Annotated in this window: 20 protein-coding genes and 5 tRNA genes; 14 read left to right on the top strand and 11 right to left on the bottom strand. The window is 40.7% G+C overall.

Annotated features, from left to right (window positions below; genetic code table 11):
• Positions 1 to 2: 2 nt before the first annotated feature.
• Complete coding sequence (locus AACZ87_RS22585) at positions 3 to 854, bottom strand: hypothetical protein (RefSeq protein ID WP_339870351.1); 852 nt, start codon at positions 852 to 854, stop codon at positions 3 to 5.
• 134 nt (positions 855 to 988) lie between these two features.
• Between AACZ87_RS22585 and AACZ87_RS22580 the strand changes: the two genes are divergently transcribed.
• Complete coding sequence (locus tag AACZ87_RS22580; RefSeq protein ID WP_339870350.1) at positions 989 to 2,191, top strand: pyridoxal phosphate-dependent aminotransferase; 1,203 nt, start codon at positions 989 to 991, stop codon at positions 2,189 to 2,191.
• An 87-nt stretch (positions 2,192 to 2,278) separates the two neighbouring features.
• Positions 2,279 to 2,989 (top strand): glycosyltransferase family 2 protein, encoded by a 711-nt coding sequence (locus AACZ87_RS22575; RefSeq protein ID WP_339870349.1) that lies wholly within the window; start codon positions 2,279 to 2,281, stop codon positions 2,987 to 2,989.
• Here the strand turns inward: AACZ87_RS22575 and AACZ87_RS22570 are convergent, their stop codons facing one another.
• On the bottom strand, positions 2,990 to 3,766 hold the full coding sequence (locus tag AACZ87_RS22570) for a glycosyltransferase family A protein (protein WP_339870348.1): 777 nt from the start codon (positions 3,764 to 3,766) through the stop codon (positions 2,990 to 2,992).
• 329 nt (positions 3,767 to 4,095) lie between these two features.
• Here AACZ87_RS22570 and AACZ87_RS22565 point away from each other — a divergent pair, with 329 nt between their 5' ends.
• From AACZ87_RS22565 to AACZ87_RS22550, 4 genes are all read left to right on the top strand, one after another.
• Entirely contained in the window at positions 4,096 to 5,121 is a 1,026-nt protein-coding gene (locus tag AACZ87_RS22565; protein WP_339870347.1) for a DUF4421 domain-containing protein, read from the top strand.
• A 62-nt stretch (positions 5,122 to 5,183) separates the two neighbouring features.
• Positions 5,184 to 6,728 carry an aldehyde dehydrogenase family protein gene (locus AACZ87_RS22560; RefSeq protein WP_339870346.1) on the top strand — a complete coding sequence of 515 codons (1,545 nt, stop codon included), beginning with the start codon at positions 5,184 to 5,186 and terminating at the stop codon, positions 6,726 to 6,728.
• Positions 6,729 to 6,874: 146 nt separating this feature from the next.
• Positions 6,875 to 6,949: transfer RNA gene (locus AACZ87_RS22555), tRNA-Val, on the top strand.
• A gap of 43 nt (positions 6,950 to 6,992) precedes the next feature.
• Positions 6,993 to 7,067: transfer RNA gene (locus tag AACZ87_RS22550), tRNA-Val, on the top strand.
• A 101-nt stretch (positions 7,068 to 7,168) separates the two neighbouring features.
• Here the strand turns inward: AACZ87_RS22550 and AACZ87_RS22545 are convergent.
• The gene (locus tag AACZ87_RS22545) at positions 7,169 to 8,995 is read right to left on the bottom strand and encodes a TonB-dependent receptor (RefSeq protein WP_339870344.1); all 1,827 of its coding nucleotides are present in this window, start codon (positions 8,993 to 8,995) and stop codon (positions 7,169 to 7,171) included.
• A gap of 158 nt (positions 8,996 to 9,153) precedes the next feature.
• Here AACZ87_RS22545 and AACZ87_RS22540 point away from each other — a divergent pair, with 158 nt between their 5' ends.
• Positions 9,154 to 11,112: a M1 family metallopeptidase gene (locus AACZ87_RS22540; RefSeq protein ID WP_339870342.1), complete on the top strand. Its 1,959-nt coding sequence runs from the start codon at positions 9,154 to 9,156 to the stop codon at positions 11,110 to 11,112.
• Between the two features lie 163 nt (positions 11,113 to 11,275).
• Here AACZ87_RS22540 and AACZ87_RS22535 read toward each other — a convergent pair whose 3' ends face one another.
• Positions 11,276 to 11,707, bottom strand: a complete 432-nt coding sequence (locus tag AACZ87_RS22535; protein WP_339870340.1) for a VOC family protein — start codon at positions 11,705 to 11,707, stop codon at positions 11,276 to 11,278.
• A 135-nt stretch (positions 11,708 to 11,842) separates the two neighbouring features.
• A complete protein-coding gene (locus AACZ87_RS22530) occupies positions 11,843 to 13,489 on the bottom strand; it encodes a S41 family peptidase (protein WP_339870338.1) in 1,647 nt (548 codons plus the stop codon).
• 168 nt (positions 13,490 to 13,657) lie between these two features.
• Between AACZ87_RS22530 and AACZ87_RS22525 the strand changes: the two genes are divergently transcribed.
• From AACZ87_RS22525 to AACZ87_RS22505, 5 genes are all read left to right on the top strand, one after another.
• A complete protein-coding gene (locus AACZ87_RS22525) occupies positions 13,658 to 14,416 on the top strand; it encodes a hemerythrin HHE cation-binding protein (RefSeq protein WP_339870336.1) in 759 nt (252 codons plus the stop codon).
• Positions 14,416 to 14,829 (top strand): Holliday junction resolvase RuvX, encoded by a 414-nt coding sequence (gene ruvX / locus AACZ87_RS22520; RefSeq protein ID WP_339870334.1) that lies wholly within the window; start codon positions 14,416 to 14,418, stop codon positions 14,827 to 14,829. The genes AACZ87_RS22525 and ruvX overlap by 1 nt, the downstream gene beginning before the upstream one ends.
• Positions 14,826 to 15,380 (top strand): peptide deformylase, encoded by a 555-nt coding sequence (def, locus tag AACZ87_RS22515; RefSeq protein ID WP_339870333.1) that lies wholly within the window; start codon positions 14,826 to 14,828, stop codon positions 15,378 to 15,380. The genes ruvX and def overlap by 4 nt, the downstream gene beginning before the upstream one ends.
• Positions 15,377 to 16,174: an amidohydrolase gene (locus AACZ87_RS22510; RefSeq protein WP_339870332.1), complete on the top strand. Its 798-nt coding sequence runs from the start codon at positions 15,377 to 15,379 to the stop codon at positions 16,172 to 16,174. The genes def and AACZ87_RS22510 overlap by 4 nt, the downstream gene beginning before the upstream one ends.
• A gap of 193 nt (positions 16,175 to 16,367) precedes the next feature.
• Positions 16,368 to 18,599, top strand: coding sequence for an NADP-dependent isocitrate dehydrogenase (locus AACZ87_RS22505; RefSeq protein ID WP_339870331.1), 2,232 nt, complete (start codon positions 16,368 to 16,370; stop codon positions 18,597 to 18,599).
• A 127-nt stretch (positions 18,600 to 18,726) separates the two neighbouring features.
• Here AACZ87_RS22505 and AACZ87_RS22500 read toward each other — a convergent pair whose 3' ends face one another.
• Entirely contained in the window at positions 18,727 to 19,599 is an 873-nt protein-coding gene (locus AACZ87_RS22500; protein ID WP_339870330.1) for a serine protease, read from the bottom strand.
• Positions 19,600 to 19,847: 248 nt separating this feature from the next.
• On the opposite strand from AACZ87_RS22500, the gene gap reads away from it, so the two are divergent.
• Complete coding sequence (gene gap, locus AACZ87_RS22495) at positions 19,848 to 20,852, top strand: type I glyceraldehyde-3-phosphate dehydrogenase (RefSeq protein WP_339870329.1); 1,005 nt, start codon at positions 19,848 to 19,850, stop codon at positions 20,850 to 20,852.
• Positions 20,853 to 20,963: 111 nt separating this feature from the next.
• Positions 20,964 to 21,584: an LON peptidase substrate-binding domain-containing protein gene (locus tag AACZ87_RS22490; protein WP_283411767.1), complete on the top strand. Its 621-nt coding sequence runs from the start codon at positions 20,964 to 20,966 to the stop codon at positions 21,582 to 21,584.
• On the opposite strand, the gene AACZ87_RS22485 is transcribed toward AACZ87_RS22490, so the two are convergent.
• From AACZ87_RS22485 to AACZ87_RS22465, 5 genes are all read right to left on the bottom strand, one after another.
• The gene (locus AACZ87_RS22485) at positions 21,585 to 24,143 is read right to left on the bottom strand and encodes a M1 family aminopeptidase (RefSeq protein ID WP_339870326.1); all 2,559 of its coding nucleotides are present in this window, start codon (positions 24,141 to 24,143) and stop codon (positions 21,585 to 21,587) included.
• A 255-nt stretch (positions 24,144 to 24,398) separates the two neighbouring features.
• Positions 24,399 to 25,886: a PAS domain-containing protein gene (locus AACZ87_RS22480; protein WP_339870324.1), complete on the bottom strand. Its 1,488-nt coding sequence runs from the start codon at positions 25,884 to 25,886 to the stop codon at positions 24,399 to 24,401.
• 488 nt (positions 25,887 to 26,374) lie between these two features.
• A tRNA-Lys gene (locus AACZ87_RS22475) sits at positions 26,375 to 26,447 on the bottom strand.
• A gap of 49 nt (positions 26,448 to 26,496) precedes the next feature.
• A tRNA-Arg gene (locus tag AACZ87_RS22470) sits at positions 26,497 to 26,570 on the bottom strand.
• 49 nt (positions 26,571 to 26,619) lie between these two features.
• Positions 26,620 to 26,693: transfer RNA gene (locus AACZ87_RS22465), tRNA-Pro, on the bottom strand.
• Positions 26,694 to 26,823 lie beyond the last annotated feature (130 nt).

The raw sequence follows: 26,823 nt of genomic DNA, 5'->3' as shown, positions 1-26,823 counted from the left end.
ATTTAATTGTCTTTGCGATAGACCAGATTTCCGTCCTTATCCCATTCTGCACGAATGTAAGGGCGGAAATTTTTTGTATAAGCAGTTTCCTGATATTGGATTTCCCGCTTGCGTATGGCTTTGGTATTATTTGTGTCCCAATATTCTGTCCAAAGCCCTACTTTTTCACCGTATTGATATTCTCCTGTTACAGCTACTTGTTTGTCCTCATAGAAGTAAAAGTAATTCCCTTCTTCCAGACCATATTGCACCGGGATGATTTCCTGGATCGTTTTGGTGGACTGATTGAAATATCTGGTTCGTGATTCTCTTGGCCAACCTGCTTCAAAGTGGTTTTTATCCTGAAGTACATTGTTTGAATCAAAGAGCATCCAGGTTTTGTGTTTTGTGCCGTAGTAAAACATACCACTTTCTACCACTTCTTCATTGATCACCCGCTCGTAAGGGCCATGAAGTAGATAACCTTTCCCTGCTTCATATTCCTTGATTTTGATGGATCGATCTTGGGGGTCAAACCAGTAAACATCCCGAATGTACGGATCTGGTTTTCGGGTAGCATCAGTATAATTGAAGTGCTCGAAAATCTGCTGCCCACGAATTTCCTGACGGGTATATCCTTTTTTGGTTTTGATTCCAAACCACTCGTTTTTGCGCGCCTTCTTCTTTTTCTCCTTTTTTTCTTCCTTTTCTTTTGAGTCATCGAAAAGTAGCAGAGGCATCGTAGTAGGTAGCAATCTGGAATTTACCACACCACTGGAATCAGGATCGGACGTCGGCTTGGCTTCTTCTTTTTGTGCAAAAGAAACTCTACTCAGAAGCAGCAAGAAAATAAAACTGATATAATATCTACTCATGTATTAGAAAAACGCAATATCCTTTGGTGTATTTTATCCAAAAATAACATTTCGAGATCAAAAGCCACCGATTGTTTAGATTTTATAATCTTCTCTCTACTTTTGTGGAATTTGTAAAAAAAATCTCTCAAACAATGAACTCTATTTTATCAGACCGGATAATCAATATGGAAGAATCAGCCACTCTTGCGATGGCAAAAAAAGCAAGAGAGCTGAAATCACAAGGAGTTGACATCATCAGCCTTTCTTTGGGTGAGCCTGACTTCAAAACACCTAAGCATATCCAAGAGGCTGCAAAAGATGCAATCGACGAAGGAAAGTACTTTTCATATCCACCTGTAGCAGGTTATCAGGATTTGAGAGAAGCTATCGCAAAGAAGCTTCGTGAAGAAAATGAAATCACTGAAGCTAAAGCGGAGAATGTCGTTGTATCCACCGGAGCAAAGCATTCCATTGCCAATGTTTTCATGTGCATGATCAACGAAGGTGACGAGGTTGTTATTTTCTCTCCATACTGGGTTAGTTATGCCGAAATCATCAAGTTGGCGGGTGGAGTTCCAGTATTGATCGAAGGTACTTTGGAAAACAACTTCAAGGCTACTGCCGCTCAATTGGAGGCTGCAATCACTCCAAAGACTAAAGGTGTTATCTATTCTTCTCCTTGTAATCCTACTGGATCAGTATTCAGCAAGCAGGAACTGGAAGCAATTGCTGAAGTGGTGAAAAAGCATGAAAATATCATGGTGATCGCTGATGAGATCTATGAGAAAATCAACTTTGCTGGAAGAAATTACAGCATAGCCTCTTTCCCAGGTATGTTCGATAGAACAATCACCGTAAATGGTTTTTCCAAAGGCTACGCAATGACTGGATGGAGAGTTGGTTATATCTGCGCACCAGTTTGGATGGCTAAATCTGTAGAAAAAATCCAAGGACAGTTTACATCCGGTGGAACTGGTATTGCTCAAAGAGCAGCCTTGGCTGGAATTGCAGGAGACCAGACTCCTACCACAGAGATGGCAGATGCATATCTTAGAAGGAGAGGTTTGGTATTGGATTTACTTCGTGATATTCCTGGTATCAAAACTCACGTTCCTGAAGGAGCATTCTATTTCTTCCCTGATGTGACTGCTTTCTTTGGCAAGTCTGCTAAGGGGCATGATGTGAAAGATGCGGATGATCTTTGCTTATATCTTTTGGCAGAAGCGCACGTGTCCCTAGTGACTGGAGCGGCTTTTGGAGCACCAGATTGTATTAGACTTTCCTATGCTGCATCTGATGAGGAATTAGTAGATGCACTTGGCAGAATGAAAAAAGCACTAGCCGAGCTGGCTTAATAAATAAAAGAACACTTAACCCCGGCATTTGTCGGGGTTATTTTTTGCCTAGCCAGAAAGGCTTATTTTTGAAAAAAAAAATCCCCTATGGCTGAAGTTATCGTAATTACCCCCGTTAAGAATTCTCTAGAAACTACCTTGGATACAGCAAGAGCAATTGCGGGATCTACAGTCGAAGTGAGGCATATTATTTTTAACGATTTCAGTACGGAAGAGACCAAAGCGGGATTGGAGCAGAATAGAGCTGCGATAGGCTATGAACTTGTCCATTTGGAAGATCATACTGACCATCCTTCTCCTAACTATAAACTAGTGCTCCAGATGGCACAGAAAATGGCTAATGAAGCTCAGTTGCCATTATTGGTTATAGAATCAGACGTGGTGGTGAAAGTGAATACGATCAGTGATTTGTTAGCTTTTCAAAAGATTAATGCCAAATCCGGTCTTGTAGGTTCGGTGACAGTTGATGAAAAGGGAGTGGTGAATTTTCCTTACCTAAAATTCAAAGGAGTTAAAGAATCGGTGATTGATACTTCCAGAAGTTTAAGTTTTTGCTGCACACTTTTCTCAACAGACTTTTTGAAAGAATATGATTTCATTGGCTTGGATGAAGCAAAAGATTGGTACGACACCTTTATGTCGAAGAAATCTATTGAACTAGGATTTAAAAACCATGTTCTAATGAATGCTCCAGTTTGGCACAGGCCGCATGCGAGTAGACCATGGAAGCAATTGAAGTACAGTAATCCGCTGAAATACTATTTCCTGAAGTTCTGGAAAGGAATGGACAAGATTTAATTAGAGTTTACCCAGAAATTTCATCAGGTTATTGTAAGGCTTGGACCAAGTGCGCTGAAATCGAAGTGGACCATTCAGTTCTCGCTCGAAAAAATCCATGTGTTTTGTATTTAGATAGGCGATTCTTTCTCTTTTTTTCTGGGATGTGCCAGTTTTCTTTCGCTTACTCCCTGAATGAATTCGATAGAAAAAACCAATGAAAGGGAGTTTGATAACGTCACCTCCATTTTTTAGCATTTTAATCCAGAACTCCCAGTCCTCCCGTCCCATTTTCATATCGTCACTAAATCCACCGACAGCTAGACAATCAACTTTCCTGAAAATACCACTCACAAAAATCATATTGTCTCTTGCTAGTAAGTTCAAGTTGAAGTCTTTGAGCTTCCAAGGCTTTTGTCCAAACTCATCAAATTTTACAGCTTCACAATAGACGACTTTTACCTCAGGTTTTTTCTCCAAGACCTGAATTGCCTCCGAAATGTAATTTGAGGATATTAGATCATCCCCGTCCAAGGGAAGGATGTATTTACCTTTAGAAAATTCAATTCCGGAATTTCTGGCTGAGGTAACGCCAGCATTTTTCTGATTGAGTAAGTAGACATTCGTATACTTTTCGGTTAATTCTTCTGCTACTTCTTTACTATTATCAGTCGAACCATCATTAATAATAATTATTTCAAGTTCTGGGTAGGTTGATTTTAGTGCAGATTCTATGGTTTGAGCAAGATAGCTTGCTTGATTATAGCAAGGGATAATGATGGAAACTGTAGGCTTCAAGGTTTTTTTGGCTTGTTTTGGATGGCAATTTAATCCATAAAAGGTGAAGAAATAGATTTAGCTGAAAAAAGGAAGCGGACAGTACTCTGCTGATTTTTTATTTGGCAGATAGTAAATTTATTGCTTAATAATTTGCCTAATTAACTGAATTTTATAACTTTATGATGGTGATTAAACAACTTTTCATAAATATTTCACTTTTTTAACCAAGGATTTAAATGATCCATTTTTCCAACTCAACCTGTTTCAGAAGAAATCCGGATTACGATCCGGATTTTTTTTTGAGTAATTTTTAGTGAACTTTCGGCTTGTGAATCATCTAACTGTCAATGTCCCGAATTAAGGTTTTTTGTATCCTTTTTATTTTACTGTTCAGCCACAATTCATTCGGGCAGAACCCCAATTTCCAATACGATTCCAGCTACGTGCAAACTACCCATGAGTTGTTCGTATCCCGGCTTTTTTTCTCCCAGAAATATACCCGCATGGTAGCGAAACTGCCGGAGAATAATGAGAGGTACACGTTGGTTCCAAATACTGGTTTGAAAATGGGGCTTGGGTTTAATTATCAAAGATTAACAATAAATGTGTCCTTTCCTGTGGGGTTTTTATATCCAGATAAGCAGGATAATTGGCCTTTCAATTTGGATTTGCAGTCACATATCTATGCCCCAAAGGTGATGGTAGATTTCTTTGGGCAGTTTTACAATGGTTATAAAATAAAGGCAGAAGATCGGCCGGATTCTAATGAAGATTATCTCAGGAAGGATATGAAGCAAATTTCTTTGGGGCTCAATATGAACTATCTGTTTTTTGGAGACAAGCTTTCATTAGCCGCTGCATGGAATCAGTCCTCTATTCAAAAGAAATCAGCCTATTCGCCTTTTATCGGATTTGAGGGGTATGGAGGGAATATGAGTGGGGATTCACTTTTGTTGCCTTCAAGTCCTGTGACTGATCTTATCAATTTTGACAAAGCGAGTTATTTCATGGCCGGACCTAATGCAGGTCTGGCCGGGACTTTAGTGTTTTGGAAAGGGTTTTTTCTGACAGGCGCTGCTTCAGCTAATTTGAGTTTTGGTTATACTAAGTGGAGGAATGGTGTGGAATTAAAAAAGTGGGGGGTGGCACCGACGTATTATGTTAGAGGGTTCTTCGGGTACAACGGACCGAGATTTTCTATCAATACTAGCTACACCTACAAAAACCTTAATTTGATCGAAGGGGGACCATATGATCAGTCTGTGAATACTGGTAACTATAGGATCAACTTTATTTATAAAATATTCCCTGGTAAAAAGTTTAAAAACGGCTTCAATAAGGTAAACCCAGTTAGAATAGTGATGAAAGATTAAGTCACTTGATTAGGTGTCAGGAAGTAAGAATTTTAGATTTAAAAGAATAAAACCCAATTACGATGGAAGATCAATTCGGAATCGAACAAGCATTAATACGACTAGGGATTCAGCCCGAGAATCTTGGAGTTTCTACTGGAAGTAAGTGGATAGATATAGAGGAGGGACTACTTAGTTCTATTTCTCCAGTTAACGGTAAGGAAATAGCGAAAGTAAAATTGGCGAATATTGAAGCTTTTGAGCAGGTCATGAGTCAGGCTCAAAAAGCATTTTTACAATGGAGATCTGTACCAGCTCCTCAGCGTGGAGAGGTGGTTCGTGAAATTGGAAATGCGCTAAGAGAATCAAAAGAAGACTTAGGGAAATTAGTGTCCTTTGAAATGGGCAAATCCTATCAGGAAGGTCTAGGGGAAGTGCAGGAGATGATCGATATCTGTGATTTTGCGGTAGGACTTTCTAGGCAGCTTTATGGCTTGACCATGCATTCAGAGCGGCCAGGGCATAGAATGTACGAGCAATGGCATTCCATTGGAATTGTAGGGATTATTTCAGCCTTCAATTTCCCTGTGGCTGTTTGGTCTTGGAATGCGGCTTTGGCTTGGGTTTGTGGGGATGTATGCGTGTGGAAACCTTCGGAAAAAGCTCCGCTTTCTGGAATTGCTTGCCAGCTAATAGCGGCTAAAGTTTTCGAAAAACATGGTTTGCCAGAAGGAATTTCATCGCTTTTAATAGGAGATTATAAAATAGGTGAGTTGATGTCCAGCGATCCCAGAATTCCATTAATTTCCGCTACAGGCTCTACGCGTATGGGTAAGCTTGTGGCCGAAGCGGTTGGAAGAAGGCTGGGGAGATCTTTATTGGAGTTGGGAGGGAATAATGCAATAATTATTACCGAGAATGCCGATATGGATATGGCTATCCGAGGAGCGCTATTTGGTGCTGTAGGTACAGCTGGGCAGCGATGCACGAGTACTCGAAGATTGATTATTCATGAGAAAGTCTATGATGAGGTGAGAATGAGGTTGGCATCTGCGTATAACAAACTAGTAATCGGTAATCCGTTGGATGAGAAGAACCACGTTGGCCCTGTTATCGATTTGGATGCGGTGAAAATGTATGAGGCGGCAATTGAAAGAGTTTTGGAAGAAGGCGGAACTCCTGTGGTAAGAGGTGGGGTGCTTTCAGGTAAAGGCTATGAGTCCGGTTGTTATGTAAAACCTGCTATCTATGAGGCGAAGAATAGCTTTGCTATTGTGCAGCATGAAACCTTCGCTCCGATTTTGTATCTGATGAAATATAGCACGATAGAAGAAGCGATTGCCATGCAAAATGGCGTGCCTCAGGGGCTTTCATCAGCCATCATGACTACTAATATGCTGGAAGCGGAAGCGTTCCTTTCGGTGGCCGGATCTGACTGTGGAATCGCCAATGTAAACATTGGAACTTCAGGAGCAGAGATAGGAGGGGCTTTCGGAGGAGAAAAAGAAACCGGCGGAGGTCGTGAGTCAGGTTCTGATGCATGGAAGGCTTATATGCGTCGTCAGACCAATACAATTAATTACTCATCCACTTTGCCCTTGGCGCAAGGGATTAAGTTCGATATTTAAAACCATTATTTTTGTTTCTGAAAATATTTTGTAAATATTCTTTCTCATTTTCAATAGATTAGGGATGTTGTTTCAAAATGTATTTGCTTATGAGGAAATAGAAATTACCTTTGCATTCCCTTACGAACGGAAAGGGATACAAAGATGGGAGTTTAGCTCAGTTGGTTCAGAGCATCTGCCTTACAAGCAGAGGGTCGGGGGTTCGAATCCCTCAACTCCCACATCTTATTATAATTACTCGAAAGTGGGTAAAAGTTATTTCTTGGGAGTTTAGCTCAGTTGGTTCAGAGCATCTGCCTTACAAGCAGAGGGTCGGGGGTTCGAATCCCTCAACTCCCACATTCAATCCCGGATAGTTCATTCGGGATTTTTTTGTTTAAAAAAATAGGCTGTCCCAAATTTTGAAACAGCCTAGCGTTTTTTCGAATTGTACTTGTTGATTATTCAAAATTCAACATGAATCCAGCACGAAACCAGCGTCCAGGCATCTGAACAGTTCCGGCTTCCATATAGTCTGTATCTGTGATGTTTGAAGCTTCTGCAAAGAATCCAATTCTTCCTGTACGATTATAATCTGCACGCATGTCCAATAAAAAATATGGGTCCTGATTCATGCGTTCCACATATCTCATCTTCGTGTTCAATTCGAATTTTTGACCTATCCCTACTAGTACTCCTCCTATGACCTGATTTTTCAAAGCAGTCAATGCGTAGCGAGTTTCGATTCCAGGTTGATTGATCAAGTCAGCATTGATGTAGTTATAGGACAGATTAAATTCCTTGACCCGGACAGTACTGCCATTTGGACTTACTCTATAATTCAGCGAAGCTTCAATTCCGTTGAATTTGACTTCGCTGAAATTCTGTGGTTGCCATGGCGTGTCCTCATCAGGTCTTGTCCATTCAATAAGGTTGTCTGTGCTTCTATAGAAGTAAACCAACTCTGCAAAAATCCCGGATTTCGACCATTTTGCGCCGATTTCGAAGTTTTGAGCCTGCTCTGGCTGAAGTTGATCATTACCAATATTTGTTGGACCTACGTAGTACAAATCGTTGTAAGTAGGGATACGGTAACTTATCGCATACCCTGAATAAAGCCTAAGGTCAGTTGTCGCTTGAACACCAAGTTCAGCTCCTGGGAAATGTTTCCAGCCATATTCAGAGTAGTAGTTCGAATAAACTCCGGCGCGCAAATCTACTTTTGAACCAAAATTGACTAGTTGTTCTAAGAAGATTCCAGTCAAGACGCGGTCACGGTTTCCAAGGTTAGTGCTTTCTATTGCCTCTTTTCTAGTTTCTACTCCAAAGCCTGTTGTGCCAAGTTTTGTTTCAAAATTCCCGTTTGCTTCCAAAGCGTATACATCTGTTGTGTGGAAGTTTTGATAGAAGGAAGGTTCATTTCTCTTCAAAACATACTGATCTTTGTTTCTTCTGAAATATCCTCTTGTGTTCAGGTAGAAGTTGTCCAAGGTAAAAGTATGACTCAAGGAAGAAAGAGTAGTCTGTACGCTTTCCCACTGATCTGGGAATGCGCTGCTATAAAAACCGTTGGCACCAAAACTTCTATCTGTGTAAGCAATCATGCCCTTGAGCTCATTTTTTTCATTGAGATTGTAACCGCCCTCGTAAAAGATATTGCTCACTTGATAGTCAGAGTTGTACCAATGTCCATTCGAATCATCGTAAGAGATAGCTAGATTTTGTCTGTAATTCCCTACTGGAAGGGAGCCTGCAAAGTTGATTCCTTTCATTCCAAAGTCGCCAGCATATCCTTGTACTCTGGCGTATTTTTTATCACTCAATTCAGTAATTACATTGATAGCGCCTGCGTAAGCATTTTGACCAAAAACTCTGGACGCAGGGCCTTTCAGTACTTCAACTCTATCGATATTCACCAGCGGGACAGGTATGTTCATCATGTGATGGCCTGTTTGCGGATCGCTGAGTTTGATGCCGTTTAGCAGCATCAGCGTTTGCTCAAAAGATCCTCCACGGATACTCACATCAGATTGCACGCCAGTAACGCCTCTTTGCCGAATGTCCACACCTGGCACATATGATAATACTTCGGCTAAACTTCTCGCAGGAGTGGTTTCGAGCTGGAGCTTACTCACCAGAGAGATATTTTTGCTTTGCTTGGAAAAAGGGATCTGTATCCTGTTTTCATGAATCAAAACTTCTCCTAAATCTTGGGTAGTCGTGTCTGTCTGGGCATTTACGCTAAAACAAAATGCCATTGAAGACAAAAGTAGTACTAGTTTTTGCATGGGTTACTTGTAAATAGTAGCCCAAAAATGGACTGAAAATATGCTTTTTCCAATAAGGATATATTTCTAAAAATTCGTTAAAGAGCAGACTGTCGTGTAAAATATACTGGAGCTTCAAGACGCAATTCTTACTTTTGAAACTAAATCAACAAAATAACATGAGTAGGAAAATTATAGTTAAGCTGCTTTTCGCTGGAGCGATGCTCTCAGGAATCAGTAGTTCTTTTGCTCAGGAAGTAAAAGAAAACAACCAAGAACAGTTTGGTGAATTCATTAACCGAAAGGGCACATACACTCGCTCTGCCTCAGGAAAACCTAATGTGGGTTATTGGCAAAATAAAGCAGATTATCAAATAGCGGTCACTCTGGATGATTCGTTACACACCCTTTCTGGTAACATTACACTTACTTATACCAATAACAGCCCTGAGGCTCTAGATTTCATCTGGATGCAAATGGAGCAGAATAGGTTTACCGAAGATTCCAGAGGTACGCTGACTACTCCGATCCAAGGAAATCGCTACAATGGAGATACTGATGGTGGGTTTGATGTGACTAATCTTCAGGCGAAAGTGGGATCCAAGGGATCAGTTTCTACCAAGCACATTGATTCTGACACCAGAATGCAGGTTTGGTTCAATGAGCCAATCCCAGCCAAAGGTGGTATCGCGACTGTTTCTATGGATTTTTCATTCAAAGTTCCGGTAGAAGGAATGGACAGAATGGGAAGGCTAGAAGTGGAAGATGGTTGGATTTATGCTTTTGCTCAGTGGTATCCTAAAGTAGCCGTATTCGATGACGTGGAAGGTTGGAATGTTGAACCGTACTTAGGAGCTGGAGAGTTTTATCTCGAGTATGGAGATTTTGATTACAAAGTTACTGTGCCTTATGATCACATTGTGGTAGGTTCTGGTGAGCTTTTGAATCCAAAAGAAGTATTGAGTAAAGAACTTCAGAATCGCTACGCTAAAGCAAAAGATAGCGATACTACTGTAATGATGATCACTGCAGAAGAGCTGGGCAATACTGAATTGACCAGACCAAAGCAAGACGGAACTGTCACTTGGCACTTTGCAATCCAAAATAGCCGTGATGTGGCTTTTGCTACTTCCAAGGCATTTATCTGGGATGCGTCAAAAATCAACTTGCCTAGCGGAAAGAAAATTTTGGCTCAGTCTGTTTATCCTAAAGAATCAAATGGACAGGAAGCTTGGTCAAGATCAACAGAATATAGCAAAGCTTCCATTGAGCATTATTCTGAGAAGTGGTTTGAATTTCCTTATGCTACCGCAACCAACGTGGCAGCAGACATAGGTGGTATGGAATATCCAGGCTTGAACTTCTGTAGCTATAATTCCAAAGGCGAAGGACTTTGGGGAGTAACGGATCACGAGTTTGGTCACAACTGGTTCCCAATGATCGTAGGTACCAACGAGCGTCGTTACGCATGGATGGACGAAGGTTTCAATACCTTCATCAACCACTACAGCACGCTGGCTTTCAATGAAGGAGAATATCCTTCCAATTTGAACCAAACTCGTAGATATATGAATTTCTTTACAAGCGAGACAAGAGAAGGAATCGATACTTATCCAGACGTAGTAAATATCAGCAACCTAGGTATGTTGGCTTATAACAAGCCAGCAATGGGCTTGTTGATGCTTCGTGAATACATCCTTGGTCACGAGCGCTTTGACAATGCATTTAAGTCTTACATCAAAACCTGGGCATACAAGCATCCACAGCCTACAGATTTCTTCAATCACATGGAAAATGTTGCAGGCGAGAACCTTTCATGGTTCTGGCAAGGATGGTTCTACGGCACCGGTAATATTGATCTTGGTGTAAGTGCTGTCATTCCTTATGCTGGGAATTATGTAGTCGTATTGGCAAATAAAGGCGATATCCCAATGCCTGTTTTGATGGAGATTACATTTGATGACGGTACCACCGAGCGGAAAATGCTTCCTGTAGAAATATGGGAAAGAGGTGATACCTGGAATTATTTACTGAAGACGGAGAAAAAAGTAACTGCAGTAGTTGTGGATCCTGATAAGCTTCTTCCGGATGTGAATCTTGGAAATGATAGCTGGCCTCAGAAAATATACGAGGACTAAAGAAGCAAAAACCCGGATGAGAGTCCGGGTTTTTTTATCAATTTTTTTAACCGAAAAGTTACTTCTGTCTTAATTGGTTCAAGTCTGAGACATGCGCCAAATCGCAAGCTACACAGCAAATAAGACTCAAAATTCGTAGGAAATTATCGGATAAGCATACGCCTTAATAGTCATCATTGATCTCGAGCCAAAGTCCATCGGGGTCTTGAATGTATATTTGACGGATTCCATCTACACGAATTGTTACTTTCCCCTTTTCTCCAAGCCAGCTTTCAAAAGGATAATCTGTAGTTTCTAAAGTTTTGATGAACGCATCCATGTCTTCCATGCTGAAGCACAGGTGATTCACTTTGGAGATCTGAGTGGGAACATTTGCTGCCTCAATTATATGTAAGGCTGCACCGCCACCGATATCATACCAAGCATGTACGCCATCTTTGAAAGGCTCTTCAATTTCTTCCAATCCCACGATTTTCTGATAAAATTCCTTACTGGATTTTAGATCACTTACATGAACAGCAATGTGATTGACTTTGATCTGGGCAAAAGTGCTCATAGTTATTCCTACTAATAAAAAGGTGAATATGGCTTTCATAGTTTCTTGAATCAGTTAATGTTTTTATATCCTAATGTTAATGCATTTGCAGATAGATTGAAAACATTAACTGATTTAAAAAAAGAAAGCATCTACCGAGGCAGATGCTTTCTTTTTTTGATTTATTAGTTTCTCTTATTCTTCATTGTGTAGGTCTGTAGCCATTGCTATTTTCTCTGCCTCATCAAACAACTTGATGGCTTGGAGATAAACCTCGTTGATATCATTGACTACTTTGTAGAAAGCGCTATCATCGTAAAGCTGTCTTCCCAAGTGTGCTTTTACGAGGATTTTAAGATATTCTTTGGACTTGTTAAAGTCCTTCGCATCAAAATCAACCTTGTTTTTCTTGCCATATTCTACCAATTCATTTAGCATCGCATCACTCACTGTATAGTCAGTGTAGTATTGATCTAAACTCATGTCTTCAAATTTGGATTTGTTTTCATTTACGAAATCTAGAATAAACTCTCTAGACGAATCCGAATTGAAGAGTCTACTAACATAAGCGGAAGACATGGTAGTATCCAAGGGCACAAAGTAATCCGGCATAATTCCACCACCACCGTATACAGTTCGGCCTTTCACGGTTTCATATTTCAAGCTATCATTGAATGTGATGCTGTCTGCCGAGAAAAACTCTCCATGCTTATATCGATTCACGAAATCACTTTCATATGCCTCGTAGTCTGCAGTATATGGTTTTTGAATAGATCTACCAGAAGGAGTGTAATACCTTGCTATTGTCAATCTCAATTCCGCACCATCAGAAAGATCAATTGGTAATTGTACCAAGCCTTTTCCGAAGGATCTTCTTCCTACGATGAGACCACGATCGTTATCTTGGATAGCTCCAGCAAGGATTTCCGAAGCAGATGCAGATCCTTCGTTTACCAGCACGATTACTGGACCTTCTTCAAACATACCTGGTTTGAATGCGTATGCTTTTTGGTTGTATTGGTCTACTTTTCCTTCTTGAGATACAATTAGTGCTTTCTGACCTAAGAGCTCATCAGCCATATTAATCGCAGCTCCCATGTATCCTCCAGGATTTCCTTGAAGGTCGATCACCAATTTTTTCATGCCTTTGCTCTGCAGGTCATAGATGGATTCTTTGAACTCATCGTAAGTAGTAGCCGCAAAACGGGTTACTTTAATGTATCCAATTTCATCATTAACCATATAGGATGCATTGATGCTGTATTGAGGAATTTTGTCACGTGTGATTTTATACTCGATCAGATCCTTTTGGTTTTTTCGTTTCATGTCCACTACCACTTCTGAGCCTTTCGGACCTCGAAGTTTTTCGAACACATCACGGTTAGTCACACCTACACCGGCCATATTTTCTCCATCAACTCGGATGATTTGATCACCTGACTGAATGCCAAGTGCTTCTGAAGGACCACCGGTAAGTGGAGCCACCACATAAATAGTATCTCGTATAATTCCGAATTCTACTCCGATACCATCGAATTCGCCATCAAGCTGTGATTGCACGATGGATGCATCTTTAGCGGGGATGTAGCTGGAGTGTGGATCAAGATGCTCAAGCATTTTATTAATGCCATATTCTACCAATTCATTGGTATTGACGCTATCGACATAATCTCTATTGACAAAAGTCATGATCTCCTGCATCTTATAAAGAGCAGCTCTCAGGTCATTTTGATTTCCTTTAGGTTCTGCAAAGGTTGCCCCAATCCAGATACCTGCTGATATGGCCAATGCCAGAATAATTGGAAGGCGTATTTGGGATTTTGTATTTTTTGTCTCGCTCACGGCTTTCTCTTTCAGTTGGTTATTGTCTTTATTGTTATTCTAAATTATCTAAAAATGACTGCTTTTAGAACAGTATTTTGATAAAGCTAACAAATGTTTATACGAGTGAATGGCATAATGGCTCAATTTATTCCCCTTTTTTCTGTTAAAAAAAATTATTTTTGCAACATGCGATCCGGTGATGATTTTGAAAAGGCTCTTGTAGGAGACTTAGTTTCTGAAAACTATGTCTTTGCTTCAGTGCTTCATTACTTCGGAATCAGCTTTTACCAATATCCTACGCAGTCCCTCGAGGTAGTTTGCAAAAAGCATAAAGTACATGCTAGTCAGCTGAGTTTGGAGTTGGAGTCTTGGGCTCAGCGTAAGGAACCAACAAACGAGGAGCTGTACCTGAATCCCATCGAAGTTTTAGTGGCTTATCTGAAGAAAAAGCACTACTATTTCGTACGACAAGAATTACCTTTTCTTTCCAATATTATTTCAGGAATAGCTCCAGAACCTCAGTATGCTGCCTTGATGGCAGACCTTAGGATTATGTTTCCACTTTTTGTGGAGGATTTTATCCATCATATTCATGAGGAAGAGAGCAGGCTATTCAAAAGAATCGAGTTGCTTCAGGATATTGAAGAAAACAGGTTTTCATTGATCGATGCCATTACTATTCTGGAAAGAGACCCAATTCATATGCTAGCTGATCAGCATGAAATTCACGACGATGAGATGGAAGGGATCAGGAAGCTGACAGCGGATTATTCCTTAGATCCGGAAGCACCACTTACTATGAAAGTGTTGTATCACGAATTGCAGAACTTCGAGCAAGAGCTTAGGATTCATGCAAAAATCGAAGACGAACTTCTTTTCCCTAAAGCTGTAGAGCTGGAAAGGGAAGCTTTGCGCCAAATCAAGAAAAAAACCAGAAAAAACTGATGCCCAGAATACTCGCAATTGATCTGGGAACCAAAAGAACCGGCCTGGCTGTTACCGATACCTTGAAAATGTTAGCTAATCCCTTGGAGACTATTGAGACTTCGGCTTTACTCGATTATCTAAAAAGGTACTGTGAAAAGGAAGAGGTGGATACATTGGTTTTGGGTTATCCAACCCGATTGAATGGGCAGGATAATGAGATGACTCCAAAAGTGATTACGATGAAGGATCGGCTTTCAAAGGCTTTTCCTGAAAAAAAAATAGAACTCGTTGATGAGCGGTTCACTTCTAAAATGGCCATGCAAAGCATGATTTCCATGGGAAGTAAAAAGAAAGACAGAAAAGAAAAAGCCGGAAACCTGGATAAGGTAAGTGCGGCAATTATTCTACAATCCTATTTAGAGAGACAATGATTTACCCAATAGTTGCTTACGGTAACCCCATTCTGAAAAAAGAAGCTGAGGAAATTACCGAAGGAACCGAGCTCGATGAGCTGATCAAAAATATGTTTGCAACGATGGACAATGCCAGTGGCGTGGGTCTCGCAGCACCTCAAATCAATCAGGGAATTAGTCTATTTGTGATTGACAGTACATTAATGCTAGATGAGGATGATGAAGAAGTCGGTATTCGTCGGGCGTTTATCAATCCAATTATTCTGGATGAATATGGGGATGATTACAGCTTCGAAGAAGGCTGCTTGAGTATTCCAGAGGTTCGCGCAGAAATTACCCGCCCTGAAACATTGACCATCGAATACTACGATGAAAACTGGAATCTGAAGGAAGAAGAATTCTCTGGAATGACTGCTCGCGTAATTCAACATGAATATGATCACCTAGAAGGAGTCCTTTTTATAGATTACCTAAAGGGTCTGAAAAAACGCTTGGTGAAATCCAAATTGATCGATGTGAGTAAAGGTAAAGTTTCCACTGATTACCGTATGATATATCCTCTCAAATGATAAAATCTCCACAACTCAACATAGCACTGGTACAGACAAAACTTTATTGGAAAGATAAGGTGGCAAATCTGGCGATGCTGGAAGAAAAAATGTGGGAGATAGACAATGGGGTAGATTTGATTATCCTTCCGGAAATGTTCCCGACAGGATTTAGCATGGATGCCGTTGAGTTGGCTGAGCCAATGAATCTGAATGTATGCAAGTGGATGCGACAGATGGCTTCACAAAAGAATGTTACAATCGCCGGAAGTGCGATCATCCAGGTGGACGGAAAATATTATAACCGCTTGCTCTGGGTGAGTCCTGACGGTATGATTCAGCATTATGACAAGCGACATCTTTTTCGGATGGCGGATGAAGATCAGTTTTTTTCTGCAGGAGAAAGATTGCCAATTTTTGAGTTGAAAGGATGGAAGATCTGCCCTCAGGTTTGTTATGATCTAAGATTTCCAGTTTGGTCTAGAAATAGAATGATTGATGGGGAGCTGGCATACGATCTGATTTTTTATGTAGCGTCTTGGCCTGCGGCCCGAGTTTCCGCTTGGGATGCACTTTTGCCCGCTAGGGCTATTGAGAATCTCGCTTATTCTATCGGTGTTAATCGGGTAGCAGAAGATGGTAATGGGATCATGTACAATGGACATTCTGCTACCTATGATTTCAAGGGAAATTCGTTTGAGTTTCTGGGAGAGGAGGAGAAAATCAGCATAATCACCTTAGATAGAGAAGCTTTAGATTCCTACCGGGAGAAGTTTCCAGCTTGGATGGATTCCGATAATTTTTCTGTTCAATAAGCTAACTTGTTAAGGATTCTTACTTTACGTAAGTGGAATTTGAAACAAGGATATTTTCCGTATTTTAGCCCCAATATTTTAAGACCCTGTTTCCTCTTTTTTCCAATCCAACTACAGTTTGAAATGGAGCTGACCTAACTAAGGTCAATTGAAGGCTCAGGGTATAACATGTCTTTTTAGAATTCTTAAAACCATGAGTAACCAAACTCCAAAAATCCTTTATACGCTAACTGACGAAGCTCCGGCTTTGGCTACGTATTCCCTATTACCAATTGTAGAAGCATTCACTAAGTCCGCAGGTGTATCCGTGGAAACGCGTGATATTTCGCTTTCCGGTAGAATTATTTCCAATTTCTCTGAGTTTTTGACTCCTGAGCAGCAGCTTCCAGATACCTTGGCTGAGCTAGGTGACATCGCAAAAACTCCTGAAGCTAACATTGTAAAGCTTCCAAATATATCTGCTTCTGTTCCTCAGCTTAAAGCTGCAATCAAGGAACTTCAGGCGCAGGGATACGCTCTTCCTGATTATCCTGAAGAGCCAAAAACTGATGCGGAAAAGACCATCAAAGGCAAATACGATAAAATCAAAGGTTCGGCAGTGAACCCAGTTCTCCGTGAAGGTAACTCTGACCGTAGAGCTCCACAGGCGGTGAAAGCTTATGCTAGAAAGCATCCACACTCTATGGGCAAGTGGTCTGCAGATTCCAAGTCTCATGTGGATAGCATGACTGAAGGTGATTTTTACGGAAGTGAAAAATCACATACCATGGCGGATGAAGCGGTTGTTTCTATTGAGCTTCATGGTGCTGACGGGCAAAAAGAAATTCTTAAATCTGGGTTGAAAATTCAGGCTGGGGAAGTGATCGATGCTTCAACGATGAGTATTTCAGCGTTGACAGCATTTCTTAGAAAAGCGAAAGCTGAAGCAAAGCAGCAAGGTGTCCTATTCTCCATACACATGAAAGCAACGATGATGAAGGTGTCAGATCCTATCATCTTTGGTCATGCGGTGAAGGTGTTTTTTGAGCCAGTTTTTGCGAAGCATATTGCTACTTTCAATGAAGCAGGAATCGATGTAAATAATGGATTTGGAGATTTGATCTCTAATCTTGATAAACTTTCCATTCCTAAAAGAACCGAAGTTGAAGCGGATATCGCAGCTTGTCTTGCTGATAGTCCAGACCTAGCGATGGTGAATTCAGATAAAGGAATCACCAACCTACACGTACCTAGTGATGTGATTATCGATGCCTCTATGCCTGCGATGATTAGAACTTCTGGTCAGATGTGGAACAAGGCTGGTAAGCTTCAGGATACCAAGGCTATCATTCCAGATAGATCATATGCGGGAGTTTACGAAGCTACAATCAACTTCTGTAAAGCTCATGGAGCATTTGATCCATCTACGATGGGCTCTGTGCCTAACGTAGGTTTGATGGCTCAAAAAGCTGAAGAGTACGGTTCCCATGATAAAACTTTCGAGATTCCTTACGCTGGCTCTGTAAAAGTATTGGATCAAAATGGCGTAGAAATCTTCTCTCACGATGTGGAAGCTGGAGATATCTGGAGAATGTGCCAAACAAAAGACGCTCCGATTCAGGATTGGGTTAAATTAGCTGTAACGAGAGCTAGACTTTCTGATACTCCTGCCATCTTCTGGTTGGATCCAAATAGAGCTCATGATGCGGAACTGATCAAAAAAGTAAATAAATATTTATTAGATCACGATCAGACTGGATTGGAGATTTCTATTCTTTCTCCAATAGAGGCAACAAATCTTTCCTTGGCTAGAATTAAAGAAGGTATGGATACGATCTCGGTGACTGGAAATGTGTTGAGAGATTACCTTACAGATTTGTTCCCGATTTTGGAATTGGGTACTTCTGCCAAAATGCTTTCAATCGTTCCATTGATGAATGGAGGAGGATTGTTTGAAACTGGAGCTGGTGGATCTGCACCTAAGCACGTAGAGCAATTTGTGACTGAAGGTCATTTGCGTTGGGATTCCCTTGGTGAATTCCTTGCACTGGCGGTTTCCCTAGAGCATTTGGGACAAACATTCCATAATGACAAAGCTTTGTTACTAGCAGAAACGCTAGATCAGGCAACTGGCAAATGGTTGGAAAACGATAAGTCTCCAGCTAGAGTAGTCGGTAAACTAGATAACCGAGGAAGTCATTTCTACTTGGCACTATACTGGGCGCAGGCACTTGCTGCGCAAAACAAAGATGCTGAGTTGAAGGCCAAATTCACTACACTTGCGACAGCTTTGGAAGCAAATGAGCAAGTGATCGTGCATGAGTTGAATAGCTCTCAAGGTACTCCGCTGAATATCGGTGGATACTTCAGACCAGATGCAGCATTGGCTTCTCAGGCGATGAGACCAAGTGCAACCCTGAACGAAGTGATAGTAACCTTGGTTTAAGAGAACTTTAAAAATACAGGAAGCCATCTGAGAAATCGGATGGCTTTTTTTAGTTATAATGAAATTGTAAGATTTAAGTCTTTGGTTTTTTTAAACCCGAAATCAAAACTCCGAAATCCGAAATCGCCTACTCTTCCTCAAAACTCACATTATTCGCTCGCATAAATTCCTTGATCACGGAGACATGAATGCATTCACCTAAATGGATAAATGCGTAATTATTTACTTTTTTGGCTTTGCCGTGGGCAATTATTGCTTTTTCCTCGATGTCAAAACCCAAGTGTAAATGCTTGGTTCGGCTCTGCATCCCGCATACTTTTCCGCTGGCATCAAATAGCGGACCGCCACTTTGTCCTCTTAGGCCAGGCGTACTCATTTCCATTCCATAGACTTTTCCTTTTTTATCTCCGAGAAAGCGAGTGAGCATTCCTTCGATTGGGAATCGGGGAGAGCGCATCGCTCCAGTGCTTGTCCATTCAAGAGATTGCTTTTGGGTGTTTAGCTGATAGTTTGAAAACTCAGGAAAAGGAAAACCAAGTCTGCACAACATCGCGCCGGGATTGATTTCGGAATGATCTTTCTTGAATTTTGGAACATTGGTGAATAGCGTTTTCTCAAAACCTTCAAACTTGATCAAAGCCAGGTCGTATTCTGGATGAATAAAAAACCTCATGTTTTTGATCTGATCCACACAGTCTACAAAGGTTACCCGCATCTCGGAAGTAGCATCAGGTTTTAAACCTAGTTTTTTGGCTAAAGCAGAACGTTGTCCCCCGCTAAGATCTTTGCCTTGCTGTAAATAGTTGTTATACTTCTGGTTGATTTGATCTGCTTGAGATAGCCACTGAGCGACATGCTTACAGGTGAGTGCATAGCCTTCCTGGTTTACAAAAAAAAGCGTAGCAGCACCTCTTTCAATTTGAGTACTTCCAAAATTTCTGGAGATAGAATGAATTGCTCGGGTGTAGCCGGCAGTTTCGAGAATTGCTTTTTCAAACATTAAAAATTGCTTAAGTAAGGCTTCAAAATAGGCAAAAGCATTGTAAAACTGATTTTTTCAAAATTTTTATGGAATTATTTTTCTTCGAAATCGATTGAATACAAGAAGATTTGACGAGCCTCAACAGATAGTTTGGGCTAGCCAAATAAATGTAATAACTTAGCCATCCCTCAGGGATTTTTAGCCAAAAGTGGCATACCCGCTAAAGGGATTTTAGGAATCAAACCTATACTCAAATCAAAATAAATATGAGCAAGATTAAAGTTGGAATCAACGGATTCGGAAGAATCGGACGTTTGGCGTTCAGAGTTGCACAAGAAAGAGAAGATATCCAAGTAGTAGCGATCAACGATTTGATCGACGTAGACTACATGGCTTATATGCTTAAGTATGACTCTACTCACGGTAACTTCAAAGGTACTGTAGAGGTAAAAGACGGCGCATTGGTAGTGAATGGAAATAGCATTCGTGTTACTTCCGAAAAAAGCCCAGCAAACCTTAAGTGGGGTGAAGTAGGAGCTGATTATGTAATCGAATCAACAGGTATTTTCTTGACTAAAGAAACTGCTCAAGGTCACATCGATGCAGGTGCAAAGAAAGTAGTAATGTCTGCTCCATCTAAAGATGATACGCCGATGTTTGTAATGGGTGTAAACGAAGATTCTTACACTTCTGACATGGTATTCGTATCTAATGCTTCTTGTACTACAAACTGCTTGGCTCCAATCGCCAAAGTATTGAATGATAACTGGGGAATCGAAGAAGGTTTGATGACTACAGTTCACGCGACTACTGCTACTCAGAAAACTGTTGACGGACCTTCTGCGAAGGACTGGAGAGGTGGACGTGGCGCTGGTCAAAACATCATCCCTTCATCTACAGGAGCTGCTAAAGCGGTAGGTAAAGTAATTCCTGAGCTTAACGGTAAATTGACTGGTATGGCATTCAGAGTTCCTACTCCGGATGTTTCTGTTGTCGATTTGACAGTTAGATTGAAAAAGCCAGCTACTTACGCTGAGGTTTGTGCTAAAATGAAAGAAGTTTCTGAGACTACTATGAAAGGTGTTCTTGGTTACACTGAAGACGATGTGGTTTCTAACGATTTCCTTGGAGATCCTAGAACTTCTATTTTCGATGCAGGCGCAGGTATCCAGCTTTCTGATACGTTCTTGAAAGTGGTTTCTTGGTATGACAACGAGTGGGGTTACTCTAACAAAGTAATCGACTTGGTAAGCTTCATCGCTAGCAAATAAGAACAAGTAATTCTCAAAATATACATGAAAGCCGATCTTAGGATCGGCTTTTTTCATTATCGAGGAAAACAAAAAATGGGGCTATATACGTTGTATTAAAAAAGCACTTCTATGATCCTTCCTTTTTTTCCATTGAAACTGGTAGTATTTCCAGGAGAAGAACTGAACCTTCACATATTTGAGCCTCGATACAAAGAGTTGATCAAAGATGTAGAGGAAGGTGGTTTGACTTTTGGGGTTTGTACTTTCATTGATCAGCTTTCCGGATATGGCACTGAAGTGAAGTTGGATGAAATTCATACCAGGTATGAAGACGGTAGAATGGATATTAAAACAATAGGCCAGCGTGTTTTTAAAATTGCAACCTTTGACAATCCTTCCCCTAATAAAGGATATGCCGCAGGTGCTATCGAGTGGCTGGAAGATGATCTCAGGGTCCCGGACTTTTTGCATCATGAGTATATTTTTTATCTCAGGGAAATGCTTCATTTACTGCATTACGATGTGAGCTTTAATCCTGCAGACGTAGATTCATTTTCTTTTTCTCATAAAATCGGTCTCAAACTGGAAGAAGAATTGGAGCTAATCAAACTTCCTTCGGAAGCTGAACGAACAGAGTTTCTAATTAAGCACTTTAAGAGAATTATACCCGCTCTAAAAGCGGCTGAGCAAGCCAAAGAGAAGATCAAACAAAATGGACATTTTAAGCACCTTGATCCATTGGATTTCTAATTATTGCTTTATTTCTTGAGCACGCATCAAATCATCCGTGGCCTGCAAAATTTTGCTTTTCAGGATTGGGTTGTAGTCTGGGTTTTTATCTAAAAACCCAGAGACGATTTTAGCAGCCTCAGGCGAGGTGTATTGCCCAGCAGTAACCGACATCCATCTCTTTGGGAAAAAGATGTCTCCAGTCTTCTGAATGTCTTCCAATAAGTCCAAAGCGAGCGGAAGGTGCTTGATTGCTGAATTCTGATTCAGCGGATGGTGAATATAGCTACAAGCCGATAATACCCAGGATTCTTTTTCCCGATTGTCAGCTTCTTTAAATGATTCAAAGAAAGTGTCTCTTTCAGATTCATTTTGTGATAAAGCTGGGAGAAGAAAGTCAAAGCGGTCAAGTTTATCTGGATTGCTGATTCTGGATCGTTCTTCAATTAAAATTTCATTTGCTTTTGGGTGACCATACAGCGCTAAAGTCATTGCCAAACCGGTGAAATTGTCTGGGTTGAGTTTTAGGTCTTTGATCTCAACTTCTTTTTTCCAAACTGAATACAATCGATCCTGACCAATTGGTGAATAAGCAATTCCACTATAAAGTGAGAAGATAGTTTTCTTTAGATTGGTACTAAGGTCCTTTTGCAATTGACTCCAAAGTTGGCTTTCCAAACCTGGAAGGACTTGTGCCCGCTGATCATCATTAAGGTATTTCCAGAAAATAGTGCTGAGTTCTCCAGAAATCAATCTTGAAAGTATTTCATTTTCTTCAAGTTCAATTCCCTTTTGAAAAGTCTCAAAAGCCAACATTGGCTCGATGTTCCCTGAAAGTGTGTTCTCAAATAAGTTGATGTAGGATTGTCCGCGCATCACTTCATCCGCGAGCGAAGGGATGTTTGACAGAGAAGCTTGATCCAAAGGAAAAACGCCATAACCTAAACCATTGCTGTTGTAAAGAATAGCTGAAGGTTGTTTTGCACCTATAGCTTCTTTCAAATCCAGAGTTTTTTCAACCATAGAAACCGAAAAGGTTTTACTTCCCTCAGGGTAGAAAAAGGTAATGTCAAAAAGCTGAGGCCAGATTTTGTCTGAACCATCCTCTGCGTTTTGTGTAATTACAAAAGAGCTGATTGTTCCATCATTTGCGAGCTCGATTTTATCAGAAAGGATAGGTCTTCCGGATTGATTTACCCAGACTTCACTCCATTGCTGAAGATCCATTTCTGTGTTTTCATCCAGAATTTCCACTAGATCATTCCAATCGGCATTTCCATGAGCAAAGGTTTTGATGTATTTCTGAATGCCTTTTTGAAAGGCCGCTTCTCCCATTGCCGTTTCCAGCTGTCGCATCATGATCGGAGCCTTTTCATAGATAATGCTTCCATAAAGTGAGCCAGCGTCCTTCAGGTTGGCTAATTTTTGCTTAATTGGGTTTGTTCCTTTCGTACGGTCTTCTCCATAGGCAGAAGGATAATGGTTGGTAAGAAATGAAAGCTCGTGATTGATATTAGGGTAGGTGGGATTGACAAGTTTGCCAGCCATGAAGTTTGCAAAAACTTCCTTCATCCAAACATCCTCAAACCAATCCATAGTCACCAAATCTCCAAACCACATGTGAGCAGTCTCATGGCCAATCAACTTTGCCCGGCTCAATAGCTCCGAGTCAGTAGCATTTTCATCTAAGAAAAGTGAGGACTCCCGGTATTGAATTGCTCCGACATGCTCCATTCCGCCATATTGAAAAATGGGAATAGTGGCAAAATCAAGCTTCTGAAATGGGAAAGGGTAGGCGGTATATTCTTCTAAGAATTCCTTTGCCTTTTGATGTAAAGTAAAGAGTTCGGGAATGCTGGCTTCTATTTTTTCAGGATTGGTTTCGCGGTAAAGCATGGTTTGTGGAAAGTCAGAATCTGACCTTGCCTCTTCAAATTTGCCCGCCACAAAGGAAAACAGATACGTGCTCATCAAATCTGATTTGGAAAAGCGATGAGTGACAAACTCACCATTTTCCTCAGAAGCTACTTCTGGTGCTCCTGCCAGGACTTTCCAATCTCTGGGAGCAGTAATCGTCAGCGAGTAGTTTGCTTTTAAATTTGGCTGATCAAAACACGGAAAAAGCGTGCTGGCTCGGTCTGGAACTAATAGGGTATAAAGGAAGTCGTCATTTCTATTGAGCGATAGCTCGCCTGCTATAAATTTTATGGCGATAGCATTGCTTCCTTTTATCAGTGATTCCTTAGGGATAACCAAGTGTTGGTTCCTATGATCGATCTCTGTTTTCTTTCCATTTACCTCGAGAGAAAGCAGATGAGAAGATTCCTCGTTGAAATCTAGAATCAATGGATGTGAAAGATCAGAGATTTCAACTTCCAATAACAAACTAGATGGAATTGAAGCCGACTTTTCCGCAGGAATTTCAAAAGTCAAGTCGTAATGAATGTCTGATACTTGTAGTTTTCGGAATTGGGCTAACTCAGATGAGATTCCGGAATCATAGAAATGTGCGTCTGACGCAGGTTTTTCGCAGGAAGCCAATAGTAATGCAATACCACAAAGTAGCAGGAGGTTTTTCATGCTTCAACAATCAGCATATTTCGGTGGAATCGCAAGCGTTATTGGATGAATGCAATTGTCTCTTATGGGGTGATATGCCTTGAAAAAAAACTGCAGACTGCTCCAAGTCTGTATTTTTTAGGTCACTGTGATTCTTTATGATTAAACCTTGCTATTCTTAAAGTGGATTTGATAACAACTTTTATATAAGTGTCTGCTCATTTTAGTAGGCGAACAATAAATTTTAGCTCAGTGAAACTTTTGCACCAGAGCCTTTCATTCCTCATCAGTATCCCTAATCTCAGCCTTTTGTGAAATGACCCTGATTTGATCATCCAACTCGTTTGCGGAATCTAATAAGAAATCCAGTAATTCACCTTGCTTCAATTCATCAGTTGGGGTGTTTTTGATCAAGTTTACAAGCCCCATGATACGGGCCAGAGGGGCACGGATAACATGAGATTGTAACCATGCTATGTCTCTAAATTTTTTGTTTTGTTGCTTGATAGACATCATACTGTTGACCTTTTCCGTGTTGTCTAAACAAGCCCCAATCAAACCAATTACTTTACCATTCTGATCCAATTTTTGCTTTGCCCAGGAACGGAGATATCTTTCTTCTCCATTTGGGCGGATTATCCTTTCTTCAAATTCGCTATCTTCTCCGGTTTTCAATACATGCTCAATTATCCCACGAACCATGGGACGATCATCAGGGTGGAGTAATTCAAGGTATCCCTCAAAGGTGGCTTTGAATTCATGTCTGTTCAATCCGTAGATGGAGTACAGGGCTGGTGACCAGGTCACAATATTGTGTTCAATATCCCAATTCCAGTTACCAAAATGTGCCAACTCCTGACTTTGAAGCATGAGCAAATTGGATTCTCTAATAATTTCTGATTTTTGTCTATTCTCTAAAATGATCTGCAACAAGGCTGTCACGCGTTCCATCACTTGGAGTTCGTCGACGGTGGGCGTTTTAGGCTCATGATAGTACATTGCTAGGGTAGCCATGACCTCGCCTTCAGTACTGATCACCGGGTTTGACCAGCAGGATTTTAATCCGTGAATTAAAGCTGCCTCCCTGTAATCAGCCCACTTAGGATCTGTGGAAATATCGGAAACAATTACCTGCTTTTTTAAAGCTGCTGCTGAACCACATGACCCAACATTCTCACCGATCAGTTGATTCTCAATTGCCGTCATGTAGTTCTCAGGCAAAGAAGGGGCAATACCATCGTATAAGTGCCCATTTTTAATTTTCATTATAGAACAATGCATCTGTGGAAACAGTGTTTCTAATCCTTCCAGGTAACTAAGAAGAAGCTCATTAAGGGAATTATCTATGTAAAGTCGAAAAACATTTTTTTCCAACTCTTCCATGGCAATTAGTCTTTGATAATTAGTGGTCTCCTTCATCATACCACTAAGAAAAGGGAGTCTGCCTTCCTCATGTGTCAAGGCGACAGAATCCTTTACCCACTTAATATTCCCTTCTTCACTGATCATACGATACTCAAATGAATGAATGATGCCTGGGTTGTTTCTTAAGTTACGGTATTGAGAGACCACTCCACGATCATCGGGATGGATGCGGCTCTCCCAAAAACCTGGAATTTCTTTCCATTTTTCCAGTGAAAAGCCTAAAATGTGTGTCCCTTCATTTCTACTGAAATTTATTTGCTGCATATCTATATCAGCTTCCCACACAAAGTCCCCCATGGATCGCAGAAAAGCATACAATTGCTCAGGGTTATTGTTCATACATGTTTAGGTTAAATTGGTCTTTAATAGATAAGCTACAAAATAATTTGCAGCCAGTAGCAGGAAAACTAGGTAGTCAAACGGGATAATTTACTACTTAGGTATTTGAAATGGCTTAAGTTTTAATGGAACATACCTAGAACACCAGATATAAAATGCGAGGTAGTATCCAAGCTATTATAATTGATGAATGATGGTGAAAAAACTTACAATATTAATGTAGGATCTGTAGGGTATAATACTAATTGCCTGTTTGTCAAACAAGTAAGTGGCTGAATTGTTTGCATTCTTAAAAAAAAGAGCGTGGAGCTATGCCTTAAGATAAAACTGTAGTCTAAAAATAAGAAAAGCAGCCCAAATGGATTGCTTTCTTGTGATCTGGGGCTTCCCGAAATTGTCTCGCTTCGCTCCGACTTCATCGGGACAGGCTTCTCGCCCAACTTATATAAACAAAAAAAAATCTAGCCTCAGGCTAGATTTTTTGAAAGTGATCCCTCTGGGGCTCGAACCCAGGACCCATACATTAAAAGTGTATTGCTCTACCAGCTGAGCTAAGGAATCGGTAATCTTAATAAAATAAAAAGCGGAACGTTATTCCGCTTTTGAGTAGTGATCCTGTCAGGACTCGAACCTGAAACCTACTGCTTAGAAGGCAGTTGCTCTATCCGGTTGAGCTACAGGACCGGATAATTAGTGAAGAGTAAAGTTACTCCAAAACTAACATTAAATAAAGTCGGGGTGGCAGGATTCGAACCTACGACCTCCTCGTCCCAAACGAGGCGCGATACCGGGCTACGCTACACCCCGAAACTTTCTTTTTAACTCCTTGTAAGTTAAAGTTGTGGTTTATTCAAGTAACCTTGAATTCATCAAGTGATCCCTCTGGGGCTCGAACCCAGGACCCATACATTAAAAGTGTATTGCTCTACCAGCTGAG

This window comes from uncultured Algoriphagus sp. (assembly GCF_963974365.1).
Classification (GTDB): Bacteria; Bacteroidota; Bacteroidia; order Cytophagales; family Cyclobacteriaceae; genus Algoriphagus.
Note: the sequence above shows the minus strand (reverse complement) of the source record. Positions and strands in the feature narration are given on the sequence as shown.